Annotated in this window: 10 protein-coding genes; 8 read left to right on the top strand and 2 right to left on the bottom strand. The window is 50.4% G+C overall.

The window, feature by feature from the left end:
- Window positions 1–59: 59 nt before the first annotated feature.
- The gene (locus HCG48_RS06495) at window positions 60–1,076 is read left to right on the top strand and encodes a dihydroorotate dehydrogenase-like protein (protein ID WP_168568421.1); all 1,017 of its coding nucleotides are present in this window, start codon (window positions 60–62) and stop codon (window positions 1,074–1,076) included.
- Between the two features lie 111 nt (window positions 1,077–1,187).
- Here the strand turns inward: HCG48_RS06495 and HCG48_RS06500 are convergent, their stop codons facing one another.
- Window positions 1,188–2,072, bottom strand: coding sequence for a sugar kinase (locus tag HCG48_RS06500; protein WP_168568422.1), 885 nt, complete (start codon window positions 2,070–2,072; stop codon window positions 1,188–1,190).
- 36 nt (window positions 2,073–2,108) lie between these two features.
- Between HCG48_RS06500 and rsmI the strand changes: the two genes are divergently transcribed.
- The 6 genes from rsmI (at window position 2,109) to HCG48_RS06530 (ending at window position 14,808) form a co-directional block, all read left to right on the top strand.
- The gene (gene rsmI / locus HCG48_RS06505; RefSeq protein ID WP_168568423.1) at window positions 2,109–2,963 is read left to right on the top strand and encodes a 16S rRNA (cytidine(1402)-2'-O)-methyltransferase; all 855 of its coding nucleotides are present in this window, start codon (window positions 2,109–2,111) and stop codon (window positions 2,961–2,963) included.
- 108 nt (window positions 2,964–3,071) lie between these two features.
- The gene (locus HCG48_RS06510) at window positions 3,072–8,264 is read left to right on the top strand and encodes a CHAT domain-containing protein (RefSeq protein ID WP_168568424.1); all 5,193 of its coding nucleotides are present in this window, start codon (window positions 3,072–3,074) and stop codon (window positions 8,262–8,264) included.
- A gap of 236 nt (window positions 8,265–8,500) precedes the next feature.
- Window positions 8,501–9,055, top strand: coding sequence for a hypothetical protein (locus HCG48_RS06515; RefSeq protein WP_168568425.1), 555 nt, complete (start codon window positions 8,501–8,503; stop codon window positions 9,053–9,055).
- Window positions 9,056–9,064: 9 nt separating this feature from the next.
- Complete coding sequence (locus tag HCG48_RS06520) at window positions 9,065–12,886, top strand: DUF2225 domain-containing protein (protein ID WP_168568426.1); 3,822 nt, start codon at window positions 9,065–9,067, stop codon at window positions 12,884–12,886.
- Between the two features lie 186 nt (window positions 12,887–13,072).
- The gene (locus tag HCG48_RS06525; RefSeq protein WP_246260067.1) at window positions 13,073–13,525 is read left to right on the top strand and encodes an IS607 family transposase; all 453 of its coding nucleotides are present in this window, start codon (window positions 13,073–13,075) and stop codon (window positions 13,523–13,525) included.
- Window positions 13,522–14,808 (top strand): RNA-guided endonuclease InsQ/TnpB family protein, encoded by a 1,287-nt coding sequence (locus HCG48_RS06530; protein WP_320415774.1) that lies wholly within the window; start codon window positions 13,522–13,524, stop codon window positions 14,806–14,808. The genes HCG48_RS06525 and HCG48_RS06530 overlap by 4 nt, the downstream gene beginning before the upstream one ends.
- Before the next feature lie 186 nt (window positions 14,809–14,994).
- Here HCG48_RS06530 and argZ read toward each other — a convergent pair whose 3' ends face one another.
- Window positions 14,995–17,106, bottom strand: coding sequence for a bifunctional arginine dihydrolase/ornithine cyclodeaminase (gene argZ / locus HCG48_RS06535; protein ID WP_168568428.1), 2,112 nt, complete (start codon window positions 17,104–17,106; stop codon window positions 14,995–14,997).
- Between the two features lie 733 nt (window positions 17,107–17,839).
- Between argZ and HCG48_RS06540 the strand changes: the two genes are divergently transcribed.
- Window positions 17,840–20,020, top strand: coding sequence for a serine/threonine phosphatase (locus HCG48_RS06540; protein ID WP_168568429.1), 2,181 nt, complete (start codon window positions 17,840–17,842; stop codon window positions 20,018–20,020).
- The last annotated feature ends 1 nt before the right edge of the window (window position 20,021 follow it).

Here is a 20,021-nt window from a genome sequence, read left to right on the forward strand (position 1 = left end):
TCTCTGACTGGCGGGCAAAATGCCCGCACTACGGAGGCTTATACTAAGGACAATTAACAATGGATCTGACCACCACTTATTTAGGCTTGACGCTGCGATCGCCTCTCGTTCCTTCCGCAGCCGCTCCTTTAACGGAACATATCGATAATGTCAAAAAACTGGAGGATGCGGGGGCAGGCGCGATCGTCCTTCATTCCCTCTTTGAAGAACAACTTCTGCGCGAAAAATTCGAGCTTCACCATCACTTAACTTACGGTACCGAAAGTTTTGCCGAAGCCTTAACCTATTTTCCCGAACCGGACGAGTTTCACGTCGGCCCGGAACTCTATTTAGAGCATATTCGCGAGGCGAAAAGTGCCGTTTCTATTCCGATTATTGCCAGTTTGAACGGTTACAGTCCCGGCGGTTGGGTGGAATACGCCCAATTGATGCAAGAAGCGGGAGCTGATGCTTTAGAACTCAATGTTTATTACGTTCCCACCGATCTGAATATGTCCGGCGCCGAAGTCGAGCAGAATTATCTCAATATTTTGAGGGAAGTTAAAGCCGAAGTCTCGATCCCCGTTGCCGTCAAACTCGGGCCGTATTTTAGCAATATGGCGAATATGGCCAAACAACTCGACGATACCGGAGCGAATGGGTTAGTTTTATTTAACCGTTTCATGCAACCGGATATTAATTTAGAGGAGTTGGAAGTCGAACCTCACGTGTTGCTCAGTACCCCCCAAGCGATGCGCTTGCCGATGCGTTGGATCGCCATTTTATACGGCCATCTCCAAGCCGATCTCGCCTCTACAGGTGGCGTCGGTAAAGGTCACGATGCCATTAAAATGTTGATGGTCGGCGCTAAAGCAGTGCAGATTTGTTCGGTGTTATTGCGTCACGGTATCGAACATATTAGCGTTCTCGAAAACGAAATCAAACATTGGATGGAAGAGAACGAATACGAGTCCGTCGCCCAAATGCAAGGGGCGATGTCTCAACGTCACTGTCCCGACCCGAGTGCATTCGAGCGATCGCAGTACATGAAAGCGATTGAAAACTATCATTACGAACCGCATAAGGCGATCGTCTGATTTTGGTTTCCGATTGGTTTTCTTAAGTCATTTGGCATCGAAAACCCGGTTTCTTTTACCAAAAAATGGGATGAGAAACCGGGTTTCTATTATGGTATTTCTATGGTATTTCTAAGTTCCCCATTGTCGATAAGCCGCGATCGCGCGATCGATGCGATCCTCGCCAAAAAATCGGCACGCTTGCGCTGCAATTTGCGCCGCCGAGGTCAAGGCTTCGATAAATTGTTCTCGCAAGATCGAGAAATAAAAGGCTCCGTGAAAAATATCCCCTGCCCCCAAAGTATTGATGGCGTCCACAGTCGGAACCGGGATTAAACCGCGTTCTCCTTCACTGAAATATTGAATGGCTTTACCCCCGTGAGTGATGGCAATATGGGGAATGTTAAAGCGAGAAAGATACTCGAAAACTTGTTCGTGGGTGCTACAATCCGGCGGAAAAAAGTTAGCGGAACAAATGGCATAATCGACATGGGGTAAAACTTGTTCAAATCCTGGTTTCCAACTGCCCCCATCGATCGCCACCGGGATGTTTTGAAGCTTGGCGATCGCCGCCAGTTTAGCACTGAGTGCCATTTGGTGACCGTCGATCGCCAGTAAATTTATTTTATCTAAATCTGCCTCGGAAACGCGATCGCTCGCGATCGTCGTCTTCGTCGCATTAATGGAAATAACCGCGCGATCGCCCGTTCCTTCTGTCACGACAATTGAGGACACCGGGGGCGATTCCGTGCGATCGCCGTCCAAATCGTGCAGATCGACGCCGTAACGCTCTAAATCCGCGCGAATTAAAGCCGTTATCGGGTGTTTTCCCACGACGGAGAGCAGTTTGGCGCGATCGCCCAACCGGGTAAAGGCGATCGCCGCATTCGTGACCGGACCGCCGGGGGCGATCGTGGATTCCGACGCCACAACTTTCTGATTTCGTGACGGATAACGGGGGGTTAAATAGAGCAGATCGATCGTCGTCAGTCCGACAAATAAACCCTGATATTGCATAAAATAAACTCAATCCATTTGCGTCAATTTATTCCGATGCCTACTGAATGCACAGCCAGCACCCTTTATCTCGTCGGCACCCCGATCGGCAATTTAGAAGATATCACCTTTCGGGCGATTCGTACCCTCAAATCCGTGGATCTCATTGCCGCAGAAGATACCCGACATACGGGAAAATTATTGCACCATTTTGATATTAAAACTCCACAAGTTAGCTATTACGAACATAACCAACAACAACGCATTCCCGAATTATTAAACAAACTCGAACAGGGGCGATCGATCGCCCTCGTCACCGATGCGGGAATGCCGGGAATTTCCGATCCGGGTTACGAATTAGTGAAAGCTTGCATCGATCGCGGCTTCGATGTCATACCCATTCCGGGGGTGAGCGCCTGTGTCACCGCCGTCAGTGCGTCCGGGTTACCGAGCGATCGCTTCGTCTTTGAAGGCTTTTTACCCGCAAAAGGCCAAGACAGGCAAAACCGCCTGGAAGCGTTGGTCGTGGAAACTCGGGCGATCGTCTTGTACGAGTCGCCGCACCGCTTGCGCGAAACCTTGCAGGATTTAGCAAAAACTCTCGGCGGCGATCGCGCGGCAGTATTGGGGAGAGAGTTGACGAAATTACACGAGCAATTTTGGCGGGGAACCTTAAATGAGGCGATCGCCTATTACGAGTCAGAAGTGCAACCGCAAGGAGAATTTACCCTCGTGATTGCCCCGGGCGATCGCGAGGAACCGATTTTATCTCCCGAAGCCATTAAAGCAGAATTAAAAGCCTTATTAGATCGGGGAATTTCGCGATCGCAGGCGAGCCGCCAATTAGCACAAAACACCGCTTTATCTCGGCGAGATATCTATCAAATTGCCTTGAGTTTGGAAACGGATTGAGAAGAAGTTGTCCCCGATTCACAGGAGTAAATCGTGATGCGATCGCTTTGAAAATGCGATCGCATCATTGAGTATTTTAACCCTGGACAAACTGCGACGATCGCGTTTATGAAAGAAAGAAGACGATCGCCTCGATTGGGAGTTGGAATTTTGGGCAATTTAATCGTGAAATGGCAGCTTTTTCCGCTCTTCCTGGGAGTGGCGATCGCCGGATCGGCAATGGCGAGTGATTCCCGCGTCAACATTGCCCCCGATTCCCCACTCGGACCGCCATTAACGGCGATCGCCCAAACCCAAACCCCCTCGGACACGCCGACCGAGGAACCGCGCGTTTTAGTCTCGGAGGTCGTCGTCGAAGGCGCGGACGGCGACCTCGCACAATTGGTATACGACACGATCGAACTCAAACCCCAGGGAATTACGACGCGATCGGGATTGCAAGACGATATCAACGCGGTATTTGCCACCGGATTTTTCGCCAATGTGAGAGCCATCCCGGAAGATACGCCCGTAGGGGTGCGGGTCACTTTTATCGTCGAACCCAATCCGATTCTGAAAACAGTGCGAGTCGAAGGAACCCAAGTGCTACCCCAAGCCGTCATCGAGGACATTTTTGCGCCTCAATACGGCAAAATCGTCAATTTTAAAGCATTAGAAGAGCATATCCTCCGCCTGAATCAATGGTATCAAGAACGGGGTTATGCGTTGGCACAAATTAACTTCTCGGAACTTTCGCCGGATGGCGTAGTCAGCTTAGTTGCGGCGGAAGGCGTCATCGAAACCGTGCGAATTCGCGTGGTAGACGATCTGAATCCCGACAGTAATATCGACGAATTTATCACCTTAGAAAGTTCGATCGACGATCCAGAAACGAAGGCGGGTTCTGTATTTAATAAAGAGGCGGCAATGCGGGATCTTCAGCGATTGGAGAACTTAGAAGATTTCGATCTGGCAACTATCAATTTAACCCCAGGGAACAATCCGGCGCAAGCGATCGTAACCTTTGAAGTAACACGCATCGAGAATGACGTTTTAGCTTTAGTCAAAGCTGCCGATCGCGAAGTTAAAGAAGCTCCATTTCCCGAAAGTGAATTATTTAGACAACAAGTTCTGCCTAAATACGAAAGAGCGGCTAATTTATACGCAGAAAATAAAAATTTTCTCAAACAAGCTGCTGTCTTGAGACGGATGGGCAATTTATTTTCAAAAGCAGTAGAAAGTTGGCTCGACCAAAAGCCCCAAGCACCTCCCCTATCCTCTTTAGTTAATGTATCCAAACAGCCGGACGACATTCTCGGTTTGAGCGAGCTTTTTAAAGCACCGGATAGTTCGGAGTGGGAAGCAGAGAAGCTAAAAAAAGAAGAGGAAGCACTCGCTTATTTTAAGGGGGCGATCGCCATTTATGAAGAGCTGGGGAATGAGTGGGGAAAGGTTCAAGAAGAGTATCATCTCGGGAGACAATACCGACTGTGGGAAGAACCACAAAAGGCGATCGCCCAATTCGAGAAAGTGGTGGAAGCGTGCGATCGTCTCGATGTGGCTGGATGTGGCTGGCTGCAAGTGGCGAGCTTCAATGAATTAGCTGCAATCTATCAAGAATTAGGAGATGTGGAAGGGGCGATCGCCGCCTACAAAAATACGATCGCCCGTATCGGGAATTTAAACCCGGAAGATATTCCCAAAGGTAACCTGGGATTCTCGATCGGTTGGGATAAAAAAAATTATGAAATTAAACCGACCTTGAAATACGAATTTAATATAGAAGTTCGGGGAGAAGATGGGGGATTGCAAGATGAGATCGAGCCGGAGAATGAAACATCGATCGACTCGAAAGAAGAAGCGAGACAGTCCCTCAAACCCTTTGTTTTGGGGATGTCTTTAGCAAAGTTAGGGCAGTTATATCGCACCTTGGGGGACAGTCGCGCCCGGGAAGAAGCGTTAACGAGTGCGATCGCCCTCCTCGAACGGGAAATGGAACTCAGTCGCACGGACGATCGTAGTTTTTATTCGGAAGCCGTGTTTATCGGTGCAGCCGCCCTGGCGTATGTAGAAGCGAGAGATTATACAAATGCGATCGCCAAACTCGAAAGCGGACTCGAACTGGCGAACCGTTTGGAAAAACCGGAGTGGGGGGTTTCGTTCCTGCTGGGTAGCGCCTGGGCGGCTTATTCCTTCGGCGACGGCGATCGCACCCGAGAACTGCTCGATCGCGCGGACGAGGCGATCGAACTCGTCAAAGTCCCGGAAGCTTTAGCTGGCTTGCGTTTAGTCGCTGGATGGTTGGCTTACAAACTCGATCGAGACGATCGCGCCACGGCGAAGGTCGCCAGTGCGTTTTCTCAAATTGAAGCGTTACCCGACAATGAGATCGAAGTGCTATTGCTACTCACTGCTGGATTTGTCTTTGACGATCTCGACGATCGCGATCGCACGTTCGCCGCCGTAGATAAAGCGTTCGAGCAAATCCGCCAAGGTATCACGCCAGAGCAGAAGCAAAGTATTCTCTCTTTTCTCCCTGTGGTGCCTGAAGTGTTACAGATGTTCGATAAACCCAACTTAGCGATCCCCGTTTACGAACAACTCGGCGAATTTTACGAGCAAGAAACAGACGATCGATCGCAAGCGGCCAATTTTGCCCTCAAAAACGCTCAAATCTATGGAAGTCAAGGGAAACGGGAAACCGCGATCGCCCAATTCGAGCGGGCGCGATCGCTGTATCGCGAAGCGGGCGATCGATCGGGAGAAGGCAACGTCTTGCTCGAACTCGGGGACTTTTACCGACAGTGGGGAGAATATCAAAGGGCGATCGAAGCGTTGCAACAGGCGACTCGGCAATTAGAACAGTCCGATCGCCCGGAATTGGCGACCTTGGCCCTCAACGGGATCGCCCAACTCTACGACACCCTCGCCGAACCCCAACAAGCCCTCGACGCTTACGATCGGGCGATCGCCTTAGCTCGCAAAACCGACGATCGCGACCGCGAAATTACCCTATCGATCAATTTAGGGCAATTTCACCGCGCTTGGGGCAATTACGAACAGGCGATCGAAGCTTATACAAATGCTCGAACCGCCCTCAAAAAAGCTGCCGATTCCGAAACCAGTCAAGAACAGCTCGAACGGGCGCAAACGGCGATCTCGTCTCTGCTGTCTCAGGAAGGATTTTCGGAATTTTTGCAGACGTTCGTGCAAAGCGAATCGGAAGCGGTGATTTTGGCGAAAATGAGCTTAGTTTATGTAGATATGGGGCGTAAAAATGAGGCGATCGCCGCGTTTCGAGAAGCGGTAGAACTGGCGAGCGCCCAAAAAGCGATCGATGTCAAACAGCGATTGTTTTTACAAGGAGCGATTCTCTACGAAGCTCTCGGCGACTGGGAACAAGCGATTTTCTACTTAGAACAAGCCCGACAAGGAGCCAGTGGTAATAACGCCACGAACGCCAAAGATCGGCTCGCCGAAACCGATATTTTGTTGTTTTTAGGGCGCTTGCGGGCGCGCGGCGATCGCCCCGCCGAAGCCCTCGAAAACCTCAACGAAGCGTTAGATCTCGCGCGAGAACTGGGCCGACCGTCCACGGAAATCGAGGTGCTTTACGAAATTGCGAAAATCGAGCGCGATCGCGGTAACTTAAGTGAGGCGCGCGATCGCGTGGAACGGGCGATCGGCATTTTAGAATCGTTACGCAGCAAAGTGGTCAGCCAGCAATTGCGAACCTCCTTTTTCGCCTCGAAACAAAGTTACTACGAATTTTATATCGACCTGTTGATGCAGTTGCACCGCGAGCAACCGGACGCCGGGTACGACGCCCAAGCCCTCGCCGCCAGCGAAGCCGCCCGCGCCCGGTCTTTGATCGAACTACTGGCAGAATCGGGGACGGAGATTCGCAAAGATGTAGACCCGTCACTGGTGGAAAAGGAACGCACTTTGCAAGAACAGATCGATCTCACTGCAAGCCAGCAGATCGAGTTACTCTCCGGGCAACATACCCCCGAACAAGCTGCCGCGATCGCCGAGAATCTCGATAACCTGTTGCGCGAGTATGAAGACGTGCAAGCCCAAATCCGCGCTCAGTCCCCGCGTTACGCGGCGTTGACCCAACCGCAACCTCTCGATTTTGCTCAAATCCAGCAACGAGTTCTCGAAGAAGGAACGTTATTGCTGGAATATTATTTCGGCGCGGAACGCAGTTATTTGTGGGTTGCCTCTCACGACGGTCTCACGAGTTACGAGTTGCCCCCCCGGGAGGCGATCGAAAAAGCCGCCCGCAATTTCCGCGACGCGATGACCGATCCGAAAATTCGCTACAATGAATTCCGCGTTGCCGGGGCTGCGCGCATTCTCAGCGACATGATTTTAGGCCCGGCGGCCCCTTTACTCGAAGACCGTCGCTTACTCGTGGTTGGCGATGGCGCCTTGCAATATATCCCGTTTGCGGCCCTACCAATTCCCGAAGACACGCCGGACGACGATCCCCGAGGAACGCCACTGGTGGTCAAACACGAAATTGTCAACTTGCCCTCGGCTTCGACGTTAGCTATCTTACGTGAGGAAAATCGCGATCGCCCGGGCGGTAAAACCCGGGTCGCCGTCCTCGCCGATCCGGTGTTCGCCGCCGATGACGGGCGTTTGACGGGACAACCTGCCGCATCAATTTCCGAAAAGGCGTCCGATCTGCGCGATGCGGTATCGAGATCGGCGGGGGAAGTCGGCGTCGCCATTCCACCCAGTCGATTGCCATTTACCCGCCAAGAAGCCGAGCAAATTTTAGCCTTAGTTCCGGAAGAAAATCGCTACATTGCTTTGGATTTTGAAGCCAATCGTCAAACAATTTTAGGCGATCGCCTCAAAGATTACGAGATCGTTCATTTGGCGACTCACGGCTTTCTCAACAGTGTCAACCCAGAATTATCTGGCTTAGTACTTTCCCTAGTCGATGAAAACGGAAAAACACAGGATGGATTCTTGCGGTTGCACGAAATTTACAACCTCAATTTACCCGCAGAATTAATCGTTCTCAGTGCTTGTCAAACGGGTTTGGGCGCCGAAATTCGCGGGGAAGGTCTCGTCGGATTGACCCGAGGATTTATGTATAGTGGCGCGCGTCGGGTTCTCGTTTCTTTGTGGAATGTTAACGATAAAGGAACGTCAATTTTAATGACGAAGTTTTACAAAAAGATGCTACAAGATAATTTAACGCCCACCGCCGCTTTGCGTGCCGCACAATTGGAAATGTGGGAAAGCCAAGAATGGAAATCTCCTTACTATTGGGGGGCATTTGTATTGCAAGGGGAATGGCAGTAAGGGCATGAGAGTTTAGAGTTTAGAGTTTAGAGTTTTTAAAGGGTGGTCTAGAATCAGTGGCGATCGCACGTTCTGGTTACTTAAAACTGATAATACCATTTGTCAAAAATAAGGAGACCGATCGAGGGTAGGGATACGGCACTGCCGTGTCCTTACCCTCGATCCTAAAATGGGTTCGGGAAATGCTATAACAAAAGCGATCGCATCTTTTCTACTCAGGGAAATTCAGTACGGTTATGGAAAAGAAAACACCATCAATTCACTGGCTTTTATTGATTTATCTGTGTTTGCCGTTTAAAAGTCCCATTTTTACTCAAATTATTTTATGTCAAATTCAGGGAAGTTTTTTCGTACATCGGGCGACGAAAAAGCTCCAATCGGAGAACGGTGAGTTTGAAGAATCATTTCACGACTTGTGGCGATCGCTATGGTTCGATCCTAATAATAACGCCGCTAATGCTTATTGGGGACTGATGAAACTCGCTCCAATTTTTATCAGTCACCAAACAGGCGATCGCCTTTCCACTCCTGGATTTACTTTAATTGGTAAAACAATTCCCGAGGTAGCCGTTCGTTTGACTATTAAAGGGAAACTCTCTCGCTATCATTTCTTTTTACCTACGATCGTTTTATTTCAAGGAATCCTTATGACCGACGAATCGGGAGAATTCAGACTGGAATTTAGACCAGAACCGAACCAATTACCGATCGCCACTTATGAAATAAACGGTTTTATCGAAACAGAAACCTATACGAGCGAAATTGGTAAAATCAAGCTCATTCAAGGGTAAAATTAAAGCATGAACGAAAATTTTAAGAAACTTCTACTTAAATCCGCTCAAGGATTACTCGCGATCGCCACATCTACCTCGATCGCCCTTCCTGCGGTAGCCCGTTGTCCTGAAAATACTAACAATAATCCTAATCCTCGCGATTTAGTCATCCCCGAAACTCAAATTCTTAAGCTGGGTGAAGCGATCGCCGATTGTCTTGCAGGGAATGAAATTCACGCCTATCAAATCCGTCTCGATTCGGGGATGTATTTTAAAGTTGTCGTCGAACAACAAGGCGCCGATGTTGTTCTTTACTTATCCGATCTGAAACATCAAATTATTGCCGTATCGGACAGTCCCAACCATCTTGAAGGGAAAGAACCGATCTCCGGAATTGTAGACGAAGAAGGGGTTTATATCATCGAAATTCATCCCTTCGATGTCGTCGAATCCGACGCCGAATTTAACTACACGATCGCCCTCGAAAGTTACCGACAAGCGACCGATCGCGATCGCGCGCTTGTCGAAGCAGAACGGGCGTTTATGAAAGGGAATCAACTGCATCTTGAAGCGGACGAAACCTCTCAGCGAGAAGCGATCGCGCAATGGGAGAAAGCGTTAACTGTTTATCGAGAGATTGAGGACTACGAAACCGTCGCTTTTTTATTGCAATTAATCGGCGATCGCCACGATAATTTAGGGGAAGTCAACGAAGCGATCGAGCGCTATCAAGCCTCTCTATCAATTTACCAACAACTCAATCGGATCGAAGAGCAAGCCGATTTACTCTCCCGTCTGGCTTGGATGTACGAACAGCAAGAAAACTATTCCGAAGTTATTTCAAGCTATCAAAATGCTCTAGATTTATGGCAACAAGTGGGCGATCGCTCGTCGGAAGCCTTGAGCTTACGCTATCTCGCCGATACGTTCAGGCAATTAAAAGATTATGAAAGAGCCATCGATCGTTACGAGACAGCGATCGCGATCTTTCAAGAACTGGGTGACTCCCAACAACAAGCGATCGCCCTAAATAATGCTGCTTTAGCTTATGCTGCATCGAAAGACTATCGCCAAGCAATTGCCTATTACCAACAAGCATTAGAGATCGAGCGTCTATCAGCAAATCTCCAGGGACAATCGATTATTTTGGGAAATTTAGGTGACGCTTACCGTGATAGTTTAGAACCAGAAGCGGCGCTCGTCGCGTATAATGACGGCTTAGAAATCGCTAAAAATTTGGACAATCGCGATTGGGAAGCTTTGTTACTCAATCGGATTGGTGATATTTATCACCATGTAGAATCAGGGGATTTAGCAGTAGGGAATTTAGAAGCAAAAGACCGCGCGATCGCCTTTTACACCCAAGCCTTAGACCTTTACCGAGAATTAGGCAATCGACGTTCGCAAGCGCTGGTTTTAAACAATCTCGGTTCCGCTTACTCGTCTTCTACTCAATACGAACGGGCACTCGAAGAGTTTAATCAAGCTTTAGCGATTTACCGCGAATTAGAAGACGGGAAAGCCGAAGCGCTCAGTTTATACTATATTGGAAATGCCTACTCTCATTTAGACGACTCACAAACCGCTCTGGACTATTTCACTGAAGCGCTTCCTCTCTCCGAAGCTGCAGGAGATTTTTTCACCCAAGCCCTGACTCTACACGGAATCGGCGCCGTTTATTCGGATTTGGGATCCCACGAACAGGCTCTAGAATACTACGAGCGATCGCTGCCGATCGCCCGTACCCACAACTATTCCGACATCGAATCGTTAGCCCTGCACGGGATCGGTAAAGTGTATTCGGATTTGGGAGAATCGGAACAAGCCCTCGAATATTACCATCAATCTTTGGCGATCGGTGGATCCCGTCAGCATCAAGCCGCAACGTTGAGTAATATCGCGGCGGTCTACGATGCGTTAGGCGATTGGGAGAAAGCGTTGGCGGTTTACGAAGAATCGCTATCGTTAGCCCGGGAGACGGGAGATCTCTCCAGCGAAGCCACGATCTTGAATAACCTTGGGTATATTCATAATGTTTACCTCAAAGACTTCGATCGCGCCATTCAGTACCACCAAGAAGCTTTAGCTCTTTACCGTCAAACTGGCGTCGATTCCGGTCAAGCGGTAGCACTGTATAATTTAGCTTCTTTAGAACTGCAACGGGGTCAATTCCAACGAGGGTTAACCTCGATTGAAGAGGCGATCGCCCTCATCGAAAATCGTCGCGCCACGATCGCCTCGGAGGATTTACGAACCACGTTCTTTTCCTCGCAGCAAATATATTATGAATTATATATCGACGTTTTGATGCAACTGCATCAACAGCAACCGGAGGCGGGATACGACGCCCAAGCCCTCGCCATCAGCGAAGCGGCCCGGGCGCGATCGTTGATCGAGTTGCTGGCGGAAGCGAACACGGACATCCGCCAGGGAGTAGACCCGCAATTGCTCGATCGCGAGCGAGAGTTGCAATCCCAGATCGATCGCACCGCGCAAACTCAAGTCGAATTACTTTCCGGGGAACATACCCGCGAACAAGCTGCGGCGATCGCCGCCGAACTCGATCGGCTGGTTCAAGAATACAAAGACCTACAAGCGCAAATCCGCGCGACCAGTCCGCGTTACGCCGACCTTACGCAACCGGAAACCCTGACCCTCGAACAAATCCAGCGCGACATCCTCGATGAGGAGACCTTGTTATTAGAATATGCCCTCGGTACCGAACGCAGCTATCTATGGGTTGTGAGCAAAACGGAATTAAAAACTTATATATTACCCTCTCGGAACGAGATTGAAGAGGCAGCACGGGAGTTCCGCAAAGCGGCGATCGATCCTAAAATTCGGCATAACGAGGCGCGGGTCGCGGGAGCTGCTTTAAAACTTAGTGAGATAATTCTCGACCCGATCGCCGCCGAACTGGAGGGACAACGCTTGCTCGTCGTCGCCGACGGAGCCTTGCAATACGTACCCTTTGCAGCATTGCCGATTCCGGGACGGGCGATCGATCCGCCGAACTGGACGCCGTTACTCGTGGAACACGAAATCGTCAATTTGCCCTCGGCATCTACCCTCTCGATTTTGCGCCGGGATGCGGACGATCGCCCCCGTCCGAGTAAGACGATCGCCGCGATCGCCGATCCGGTGTTTGCATCCGACGACGCGCGCTTAAACCCGGAAGCGCCGATCGCCGGACAGGAGAGCGAGACCCTAGCCAGCGCCGATCTCGCCGTGCTGACGCGATCGGCGAATGGGGTTGGCATCAGTCTCCCCCCGTCCCGTTTGATTTATACAAGAGACGAAGTTAAAAAGATACTTTCACTCGTACCGGAATCGGAAAGTTATCAGGCGTTGGATTTTGAAGCGAACCGGGAGACCGTCGCCAGCGATCGCCTCGCCGACTATCGCATCATTCATCTAGCCACTCACGGCTTCCTCAATAGCGTCAATCCCGAATTATCCGGGCTGATCCTGTCTCTGGTCAATCCCGAGGGAGAACCGGAGAATGGTTTTTTACGCTTGCACGATGTCTACAATCTACAATGGCCTGTAGAAATGGTGGTGTTGAGCGCTTGTGAGACGGGATTGGGCCAAGATATTCGCGGGGAAGGAATCGTCGGTTTGACCCGAGGGTTTATGTATGCCGGGGCGCAGCGCGTTGTCGTCTCGTTGTGGAGTGTCAACGACGAAGGCACCTCCGTTTTAATGGGGAAATTCTATCAAAAAATGCTCGCGGACAAGCTCGCTCCGGCAGCAGCATTACGGGCCGCTCAATTGGAAATGTGGAATGACGAACAATGGCGATCGCCCTTTTACTGGGCCGCGTTTGTCTTGCAAGGAGAATGGCAGTGAGAGATGTGGGATTTTAGAGTTTATACCGATTTTCAAAAATAATGAGAGAGATCGAGGTTTTAGAAAAATGGTATTTTAAAGTTTAACTAAATACATAGTCAAGTATAGTCATTCCTGTTAAGATATAACCATGAAACTCTCAGACTATGCCAAAAAAGCCGGGGTGAGTTATCAAACGGCGTGGAGATGGTGGCAAAAAGGTCATCTAACGGGCTATCAACTTCGGGAACAATTATCATTACCGAAGAAGGGAAGAAGAAAACCGAGAGAATGGCCTGTATTTATGCCAGAGTCTCTAGTGCAGAAAATAAAGATCACCTTGAGCGACAAGCGGAACGCTTAAAAGATTATGCTATTGCCAGAGGCTATCAAATTTATAAAGTCGTCAAAGAAATTGGCAGTGGTTTAAATGATAATCGTCCAAAATTGGCTAAGGTTTTAACCGATTCCCATTACGATATATTGATAGTGGAGCATAAAGACCGTTTGGCGAGGTTGGGGACAAATTACCTTGAGATTCGGTTAAAAGAGAGGGGAAAAACCGTTGAGATTGTCAATCATAGCGAGGATCGACAAGATGAATTGGTGGAAGATTTAATTGCTATCATTACTTCATTCTGTTCTCGTCTTTATGGATGAAGACGCTCGAAACGGAAAACCGAAAAAATTATGGCCGAATTAAAGGAACGCTAGTGAAATTAGTCGAAAGACATATAATCAAAAAAGGTCATAGGTTTTGGGATGAGATCGATGAGTTATCATGGCATTCCAAAAATCTCTACAATGCGGCTAATTATCTAATCCGTCAAAACTTTATTTATGGTCATGGTTACTTGAACTATAACCGGATGGATAAATTAATGCAGAAGACGGAGCAATATCGCGCTTTACCAGCTAAAGTCTCTCAACAGGTGTTACGAGGATTAGACAAAAACTGGCAATCCTTTTTTGCCGCCAATCAAGCCTACAAAGTCAACAAGGAGAAGTTTTTAGTCAACCCGAAAATTCCCAAATATAAAAACACTCAGAAAGGTCGTCAATTATTGGTGTACGTGAAACAGGCTCTAAGTAAAGTGGCTTTAAAAAAAGGTAAAATCAAATGCTCAAAAACCCAAATAGAGTTGGAGACTTCTGTAGCCGAAAAAGTAGTGGAGGTGAGAATCGTTCCTCGATGCGATTGTTATATCATTGAGGTCATTTATGAAGAAGTAGAACCAACATTAAAATCCAATGAATGGGTCGCTAGTGTGGATTTAGGTGTAGATGTTTTAATGGCTGTAACTTCTAATCAACCGGACTTTGTTCCTCTGTTGATAAATGGCAGACCCTTAAAAAGCCTGAATCAATTCTACAATAAACGAAAAGCCTTTCTCCAATCCCAATTAAAAGGAAATCGACCCACCTCTAAAAGAATCCAGCGTCTGACTCGATGCCGAAATCAAAAAGTGGAGAACTATCTCCATCGAGCCAGCCGTTATCTGGTCAATCTACTCGTTAACCGAAATATCACCACCTTAGTGATTGGCAAAAATGAAGGTTGGAAACAAAATGCCAAGATGGGGAAAGTGAACAACCAAAAATTTGTGGGGATTCCTTTCAACCGTCTGATTGAAATGTTGACTTATAAATGTCAATTACTAGGGATTAAAGTGGCGATCGCTGAAGAGAGTTATACGAGTCAGTCGAACTTTTTCAACTTAGATCCGCTTCCGGTTTATGGAGAAACGGTAAAAGTTCCTAAGTTTACGGGAAAAAGAATTAAAAGAGGTCTTTACCGGACTGATACAGGATTATTGTGTCAAGCGGATATCTTAGGCTCCTATAATATCTTAAGAAAAGCATTCCCAAATGCCTTTATGGGCTATGGGATAGAGAGGTGCGTAGTTCACCCAAGGAGAATTAATCTCTGGAAGCCAAAATGAAGGGGATTTTTGAAATAGAATCCATGTCTTGTTTATATCTGACTATATTTTGGTTAACTATTAGCTACTCCGTGAAAACCCCGCACTCTATGCGGAAGGCGCTCGACTTGACGGATGGCAACAGCAAAGGGCGAGTTCGGCAACCGATCGCCCAACTCGCCCTTTTTCACTCGTCCGCGTACTCGATTAAGCCGTTTTCACCGCGCGATAAGGAGCGGTAAACGCCTCCAACTGCTTGACTAACAAACTCAAGAACAAGCCGACATCGGTCACCACGCCGACGGATTCCACCGAACCGCGATCGCTGAGTTTGGTAACCACGGCGGGGTTGATATCGACGCAGACCATTTTCACCCCGGCGGGGGTCATATTCCCCACCCCGATCGCGTGCAACATCGTCGAAAGCATCAGGATCGTATCGGCCCCTTCCAACAACTCGGCGTATTGTTCCTGAGCTTTGATGATATCGGTTTCCGTATCCGGGAGCGGACCGTCATCGCGAATGGACGCCGCCAGAGCAAATGGCACCTTGTTCTTAACGCATTCGTAAAATACGCCCCGGGTGAGAACCCCTTGTTCCACGGCTTTGGTGATATTGCCACAGCGACGGATCGTGTTGATCGTTTTGAGGTGGTGGCGGTGTCCGCCGCGAACGGCGACCCCTCGTTTCATATCGACGCCGAGGGAAGTTCCCATCAAGGCTTGTTCGATATCGTGAACGGCGATCGCGTTCCCGCCGAGGAGCGCTTGAACGTAACCTTCGCGGATTAATTGGGCCAAGTGGTCGCCGCCTCCGGTATGGATGACGACCGGCCCGGCGGTGACGACGACTTTACCGCCGCGATCGCGAATTTGCCGCAACTCCCAGGCGACTTGTTCGACGACGAGTTCGACCCGCCGTTCGCTGGAAACATTGCCGGACATAAAACTAAATTCGTGTTTGTCGCGATCGCGCTGGGCCGTTTTGCGGATCGTGCGGATCCCGACGACATCGACGACGACTTCTTCCCCGACTTCGAGATCGCGCAACAGTTTGCAGCGCGCCACCGGACCGGAGGGCGATCGGGTCACGGCGATCGCGCCGTCCATACGCTGATTTTGCACCTTCACCCAGCGACCGTCAATCCGCACCTCGGTGGGGTAAATCGTACTCACGTAGAAGTCATCCGGTGCCACTCCCGCCTGTTCCACCGGGAGCAATTCAGCATTGCGTTCCGCTTCGGGTAAGTCTACCGCTCCCAAGGGAATTAACTGAGACAAAATCTCTTCTAAAATGCCGTGAGAAGGGGCCGACACTTTAATTTCCGCCGTAGACGTACTTTGTCGCTGTTCCCCGAGTTGGAAGTTGAGAACTTGGAAACTGCCCCCCCCTTCGACAATTAAATCTAACGCCCGATTGATCGCTCCGGAGTCGAGTAAGTGCCCTTCCAGGCGCACGGTTCGGCTTTCCACGGGGCTGTTGGCGTGGATCGCCACGTCCATCGGTTCCGTAGTGCGGAGGGTTAAACATTTCGCGGCCCCTCCGGCTTTAATAAATTCGCTCAGTTGGGTTTGGATGACTTCAAAACCGACTTGTGCGAGACGATCTTTGAGGTCGTTACTGACTTTATTCATAACGATCGTCCGCTCGACGTTGACCGCATTGCAGGCAAAATTAATCGCGTCTGCCTCGCCGACGACAATGCGCTTGTGTTCGGGAACCCGCATTTCGATAATCCGATTCGAGTAAAAATCGAAAGCGGGAGGATAATACAGTAAGTAGCCGTTGCTTAACGGACAAAAACAGGTATCGAGGTGATAGAAGCGCTCGTCTACCAGTTGCAAGGAAACGACTTCGATATCGAGCCATTTGGCTAAATAGGAATGGGAATCGAGTTCGGAACGGAACCCGTAACCCGCCCACAACCAGCGTCCTTCGCGATCGAGCAAGGCGTCGCCCGCCCCTTCAAAGGGCAAGTCTTTGGGAAGTTCGTAAACGTTATATCCTTGTCGTTCGAACCATTCTTTGAAGTGGGGTTCTTCTCCTTGCCGTTCGGGGTGGAAAAAGCGGCTGAGGACGACGGAACTGCCCAAGACTAAGCCCGCATTGGCGGTAAAGACCATATCGGGCCAGCCCGGTTGAGGATCGACTAAATCGACGATCGCTTGCTCTTTGAGGATCGAATACAGGTTCTGCCACTGTTCGACGGCGCGATCGCGCGAGGATTTGTGAATGTTCCCCTCCATCCAGGGATTAATCACATAATCCACGTCGTAGTGTTTTGGAGAACACATTAAAATACGGATATCGGAGTTCATATTCGCGCTATTTCAGTAGTTAATGTTACAATTTCTAGACATTTTCTAGTAGATTTCGATGGCAAGACGAGAACTCTTCTCGGCCAAATCTTTTAGATTCAGCCTTCAGAATTGAACCGAACGACTATCAAAAATCCAACGTTTCATTCTATCACGCCCTTTTCCCCTCGTCGCCCCTATTTTTCGGTGGGTTAACGGAACCCGGCGGCAGTTCCCCGGGGGCGTTCGCCTAGGGTCCGAGCCGGAGAATCGCGGGCGGGTATTTCGTGCATAAAAATCGGAAATATGGCTAAATTGTTAACCCTTTCTTCTCAGGTTTGAAGAGCAATAGAGCCATATTAATTTTAAATTTTTATCGGATAAACTTGCCTGAAATCGTCGCGGCGATCGCCTTGTCATCTTGCGGGGCCGCGAGGGAGAATGCCGCAAGGGGGAAAAGGACGAACGCAAAAAACCCCCTAGCGTATTGCGGCTAGGGGCGACTAGGAGTGCATCTATATTTACTTCTTCAGACGATCTCGCGGCGGTCGGGGAACTTTTGCAGAACCTGGGGCGATCGCTCTCCGGATCGGGTCGCGACAAAGCTGCCATTTTGCCGTCCCTCCTGCCAGGATTCTCGGTTTGGCGTAGACTGTTTTCAATAGCCGTCATTTGAGAACCCCACGCGATCGGGCGCCTCGTTCCGTGCCAGTTCTAGGATTGCCGTGTCGCCTTTCAGATTGGAAATTGCACCATGCTAGTCTGTCCCCACTGTCAGTTTGAAAACCCCAACACCAATAACTTTTGTCAAAATTGCGGGAACTCTCTGACCCACAAAAATTGTCCGCAGTGCGGGGCGCGAGTGCCGCTTGGCGAGCTGCACTGTCACGAGTGTAAGGCGCTGACGGGTCAAATCTGGCGGGCGATCGTCTTGCGCGAGTCCGGCGTTGAAGTCGAAGATCTGGCCTCTCCAGGGACGAACTTGGAGGAAGACGCCGCCACCGTTAGCGAACCCATGCCCCAGCTTGACGAGTCCCCCATCGAACTCCCGGATGTCTTGGAAACGCAACCGCCCGCAATCGAGGCGGAAACTGTAGAGGAGGAAACGCCCCTAGAGGGAGCGACGGAGTCCCTGGATGCCGAGATTCCCGAGGAGGGCGCGGCGGTCGAGCTCGCGCCAGAAGAGGAAACGGAACGGGTCGAGGGGGAAGAAGCAGAGGAGGAAGCAGAGGAGGCGATCGCCCCGAACCGCTCCGAGGAGGAACCGCAAGCCTCCCGAACTCCCGAAATCGTAACGAGCGAGACGGAAATCGGAGCTTATCTCGATGCCCAACGACGCTATCGGTTACTCGAACCGATGCCGTTGTCAGAACAGGTCAAAAGCGAGATCGAGGTCAAAGTGTTAGATTGTCAGCCCTTGCAACAATCCCCGTTAATCGCCTTAAATGCCCAACCCCTCGAACAATTTGGCCGGGAGAGCTTCGAGCGATCGCTCAATCTCGGCAATCCGGGCTGGACGTTGGCGATTCCGGAATTAGCCAAAGCCCATTTAGCCTTGCACTCGGAATTTTACCCGCTTCTAAGCGGCATTCACGATGCGTGGCAGCAGGACGATCGCGCGGTGTTGCTCCTCGAAGACCGCTCCCACCTGCCCCAGGCGATCGATCGCCCGCAAAAGGACACAGAAGATCCGTTGCAAATCCTGCACTGGCTCCAGGAAATGAGCCAATTGTGGGCGGCGTTAGAACCATGGAACTGCTGTCAAACCCTGCTCGAACGATCGAATTTGCGCGTCGATGCAGAAGACGAACTGTTGTGTCTGCAACGGCTTTACGCGGACGATCCCCTCGATCCTCCCACTTTGCCCGAGTTAGGGCGAGTGTGGCAAACGGTCTTTATCGGCGATCGCCAACCGCCCCAAGAGGAAAGTGGCGCCCGGATTTGGGAAGCGCTGACGGAGGCGATCGATCGCCTGGAAGCGGGAGAAATCGAAACGATCGCCGAATTGCAAATCACCCTCGACGCGATCGGCGATCGTCGTCCCGCGTTCTCCTATCCTTTCAGCGAGTCAGAGGTTGACTTCGACAATGACGACGATGCGGACGTGACCATGGTCATGCCGATGCGCTTGGTTTCGCTGGAAGCTGCCGGAGCCACGGATATCGGACGGCAGCGCACCCACAACGAGGACGATTTCGGTCTCGAAACCCAACACAGCCGCAAGCAGAGTTCGCGATCGCGATCGGTCGGCTATCGCGGTACTTACATTCTCTGCGACGGGATGGGCGGTCATGCCGGGGGCGAAATTGCCAGCGCCCTCGCCGTAGAAACCTTGCAAGACTATTTCAAACGTCACTGGCGTCTGTCCCTCCCCAATGCGACCACGATCCGCGATGGCGTACTGACGGCCAATCAGGCGATCTACCAGCGCAACCAACTCGAAGACCGCGACGGCAGCGCCCGCATGGGAACCACTTTGGTGATGGTATTGGTGCAAGAAGCCCAAGCGGCGATCGCCCACGTCGGCGACAGTCGCCTCTATCGCTTTACCCACGACGAAGGACTCGAACAGCTTACGTTAGATCACGAAGTCGGCCAGCGCGAAATTCAACGGGGGATCGATCCCGAAACCGCCTACTCTCGTCCCGATGCTTACCAGCTCACCCAAGCCCTCGGCCCGCGCAATGAAGATTTTGTCAGACCGGACGTGGCTTTTCTCGACTTGAGCGAAGATACTTTATTTATTCTCGCCTCCGACGGACTCACCGATAACGATCTGTTGGAAACTCACACGGAAACTCACGTGGCCCCCCTCCTCGATCGCGACGCCAATCTCGATCGCGGCGTCCGCAGCCTGATCGATTTGGCCAATACTTACAACGGTCACGACAATATCACCGCGATCGTCGTTCGGGCTTTAGTCGAATCGGACTGAG

It is taken from the genome of Oxynema aestuarii AP17, from assembly GCF_012295525.1.
Classification (GTDB): Bacteria; Cyanobacteriota; Cyanobacteriia; order Cyanobacteriales; family Laspinemataceae; genus Oxynema; species Oxynema aestuarii.

What these genes read in the sequence shown, in the direction of transcription:
- HCG48_RS06515 (WP_168568425.1), top strand. Translation starts at nt 8,501, where the DNA reads ATGGAAAAGAAAACACCATCAATTCACTGGCTTTTATTGATTTATCTG.
- HCG48_RS06520 (WP_168568426.1), top strand. Translation starts at nt 9,065, where the DNA reads ATGAACGAAAATTTTAAGAAACTTCTACTTAAATCCGCTCAAGGATTA.
- HCG48_RS06510 (WP_168568424.1), top strand. Translation starts at nt 3,072, where the DNA reads ATGAAAGAAAGAAGACGATCGCCTCGATTGGGAGTTGGAATTTTGGGC.
- argZ (WP_168568428.1), bottom strand. Translation starts at nt 17,106, where the DNA reads ATGAACTCCGATATCCGTATTTTAATGTGTTCTCCAAAACACTACGAC.
- HCG48_RS06540 (WP_168568429.1), top strand. Translation starts at nt 17,840, where the DNA reads ATGCTAGTCTGTCCCCACTGTCAGTTTGAAAACCCCAACACCAATAAC.
- HCG48_RS06495 (WP_168568421.1), top strand. Translation starts at nt 60, where the DNA reads ATGGATCTGACCACCACTTATTTAGGCTTGACGCTGCGATCGCCTCTC.
- HCG48_RS06530 (WP_320415774.1), top strand. Translation starts at nt 13,522, where the DNA reads ATGAAGACGCTCGAAACGGAAAACCGAAAAAATTATGGCCGAATTAAA.
- HCG48_RS06525 (WP_246260067.1), top strand. Translation starts at nt 13,073, where the DNA reads ATGGTGGCAAAAAGGTCATCTAACGGGCTATCAACTTCGGGAACAATT.
- rsmI (WP_168568423.1), top strand. Translation starts at nt 2,109, where the DNA reads ATGCCTACTGAATGCACAGCCAGCACCCTTTATCTCGTCGGCACCCCG.
- HCG48_RS06500 (WP_168568422.1), bottom strand. Translation starts at nt 2,072, where the DNA reads ATGCAATATCAGGGTTTATTTGTCGGACTGACGACGATCGATCTGCTC.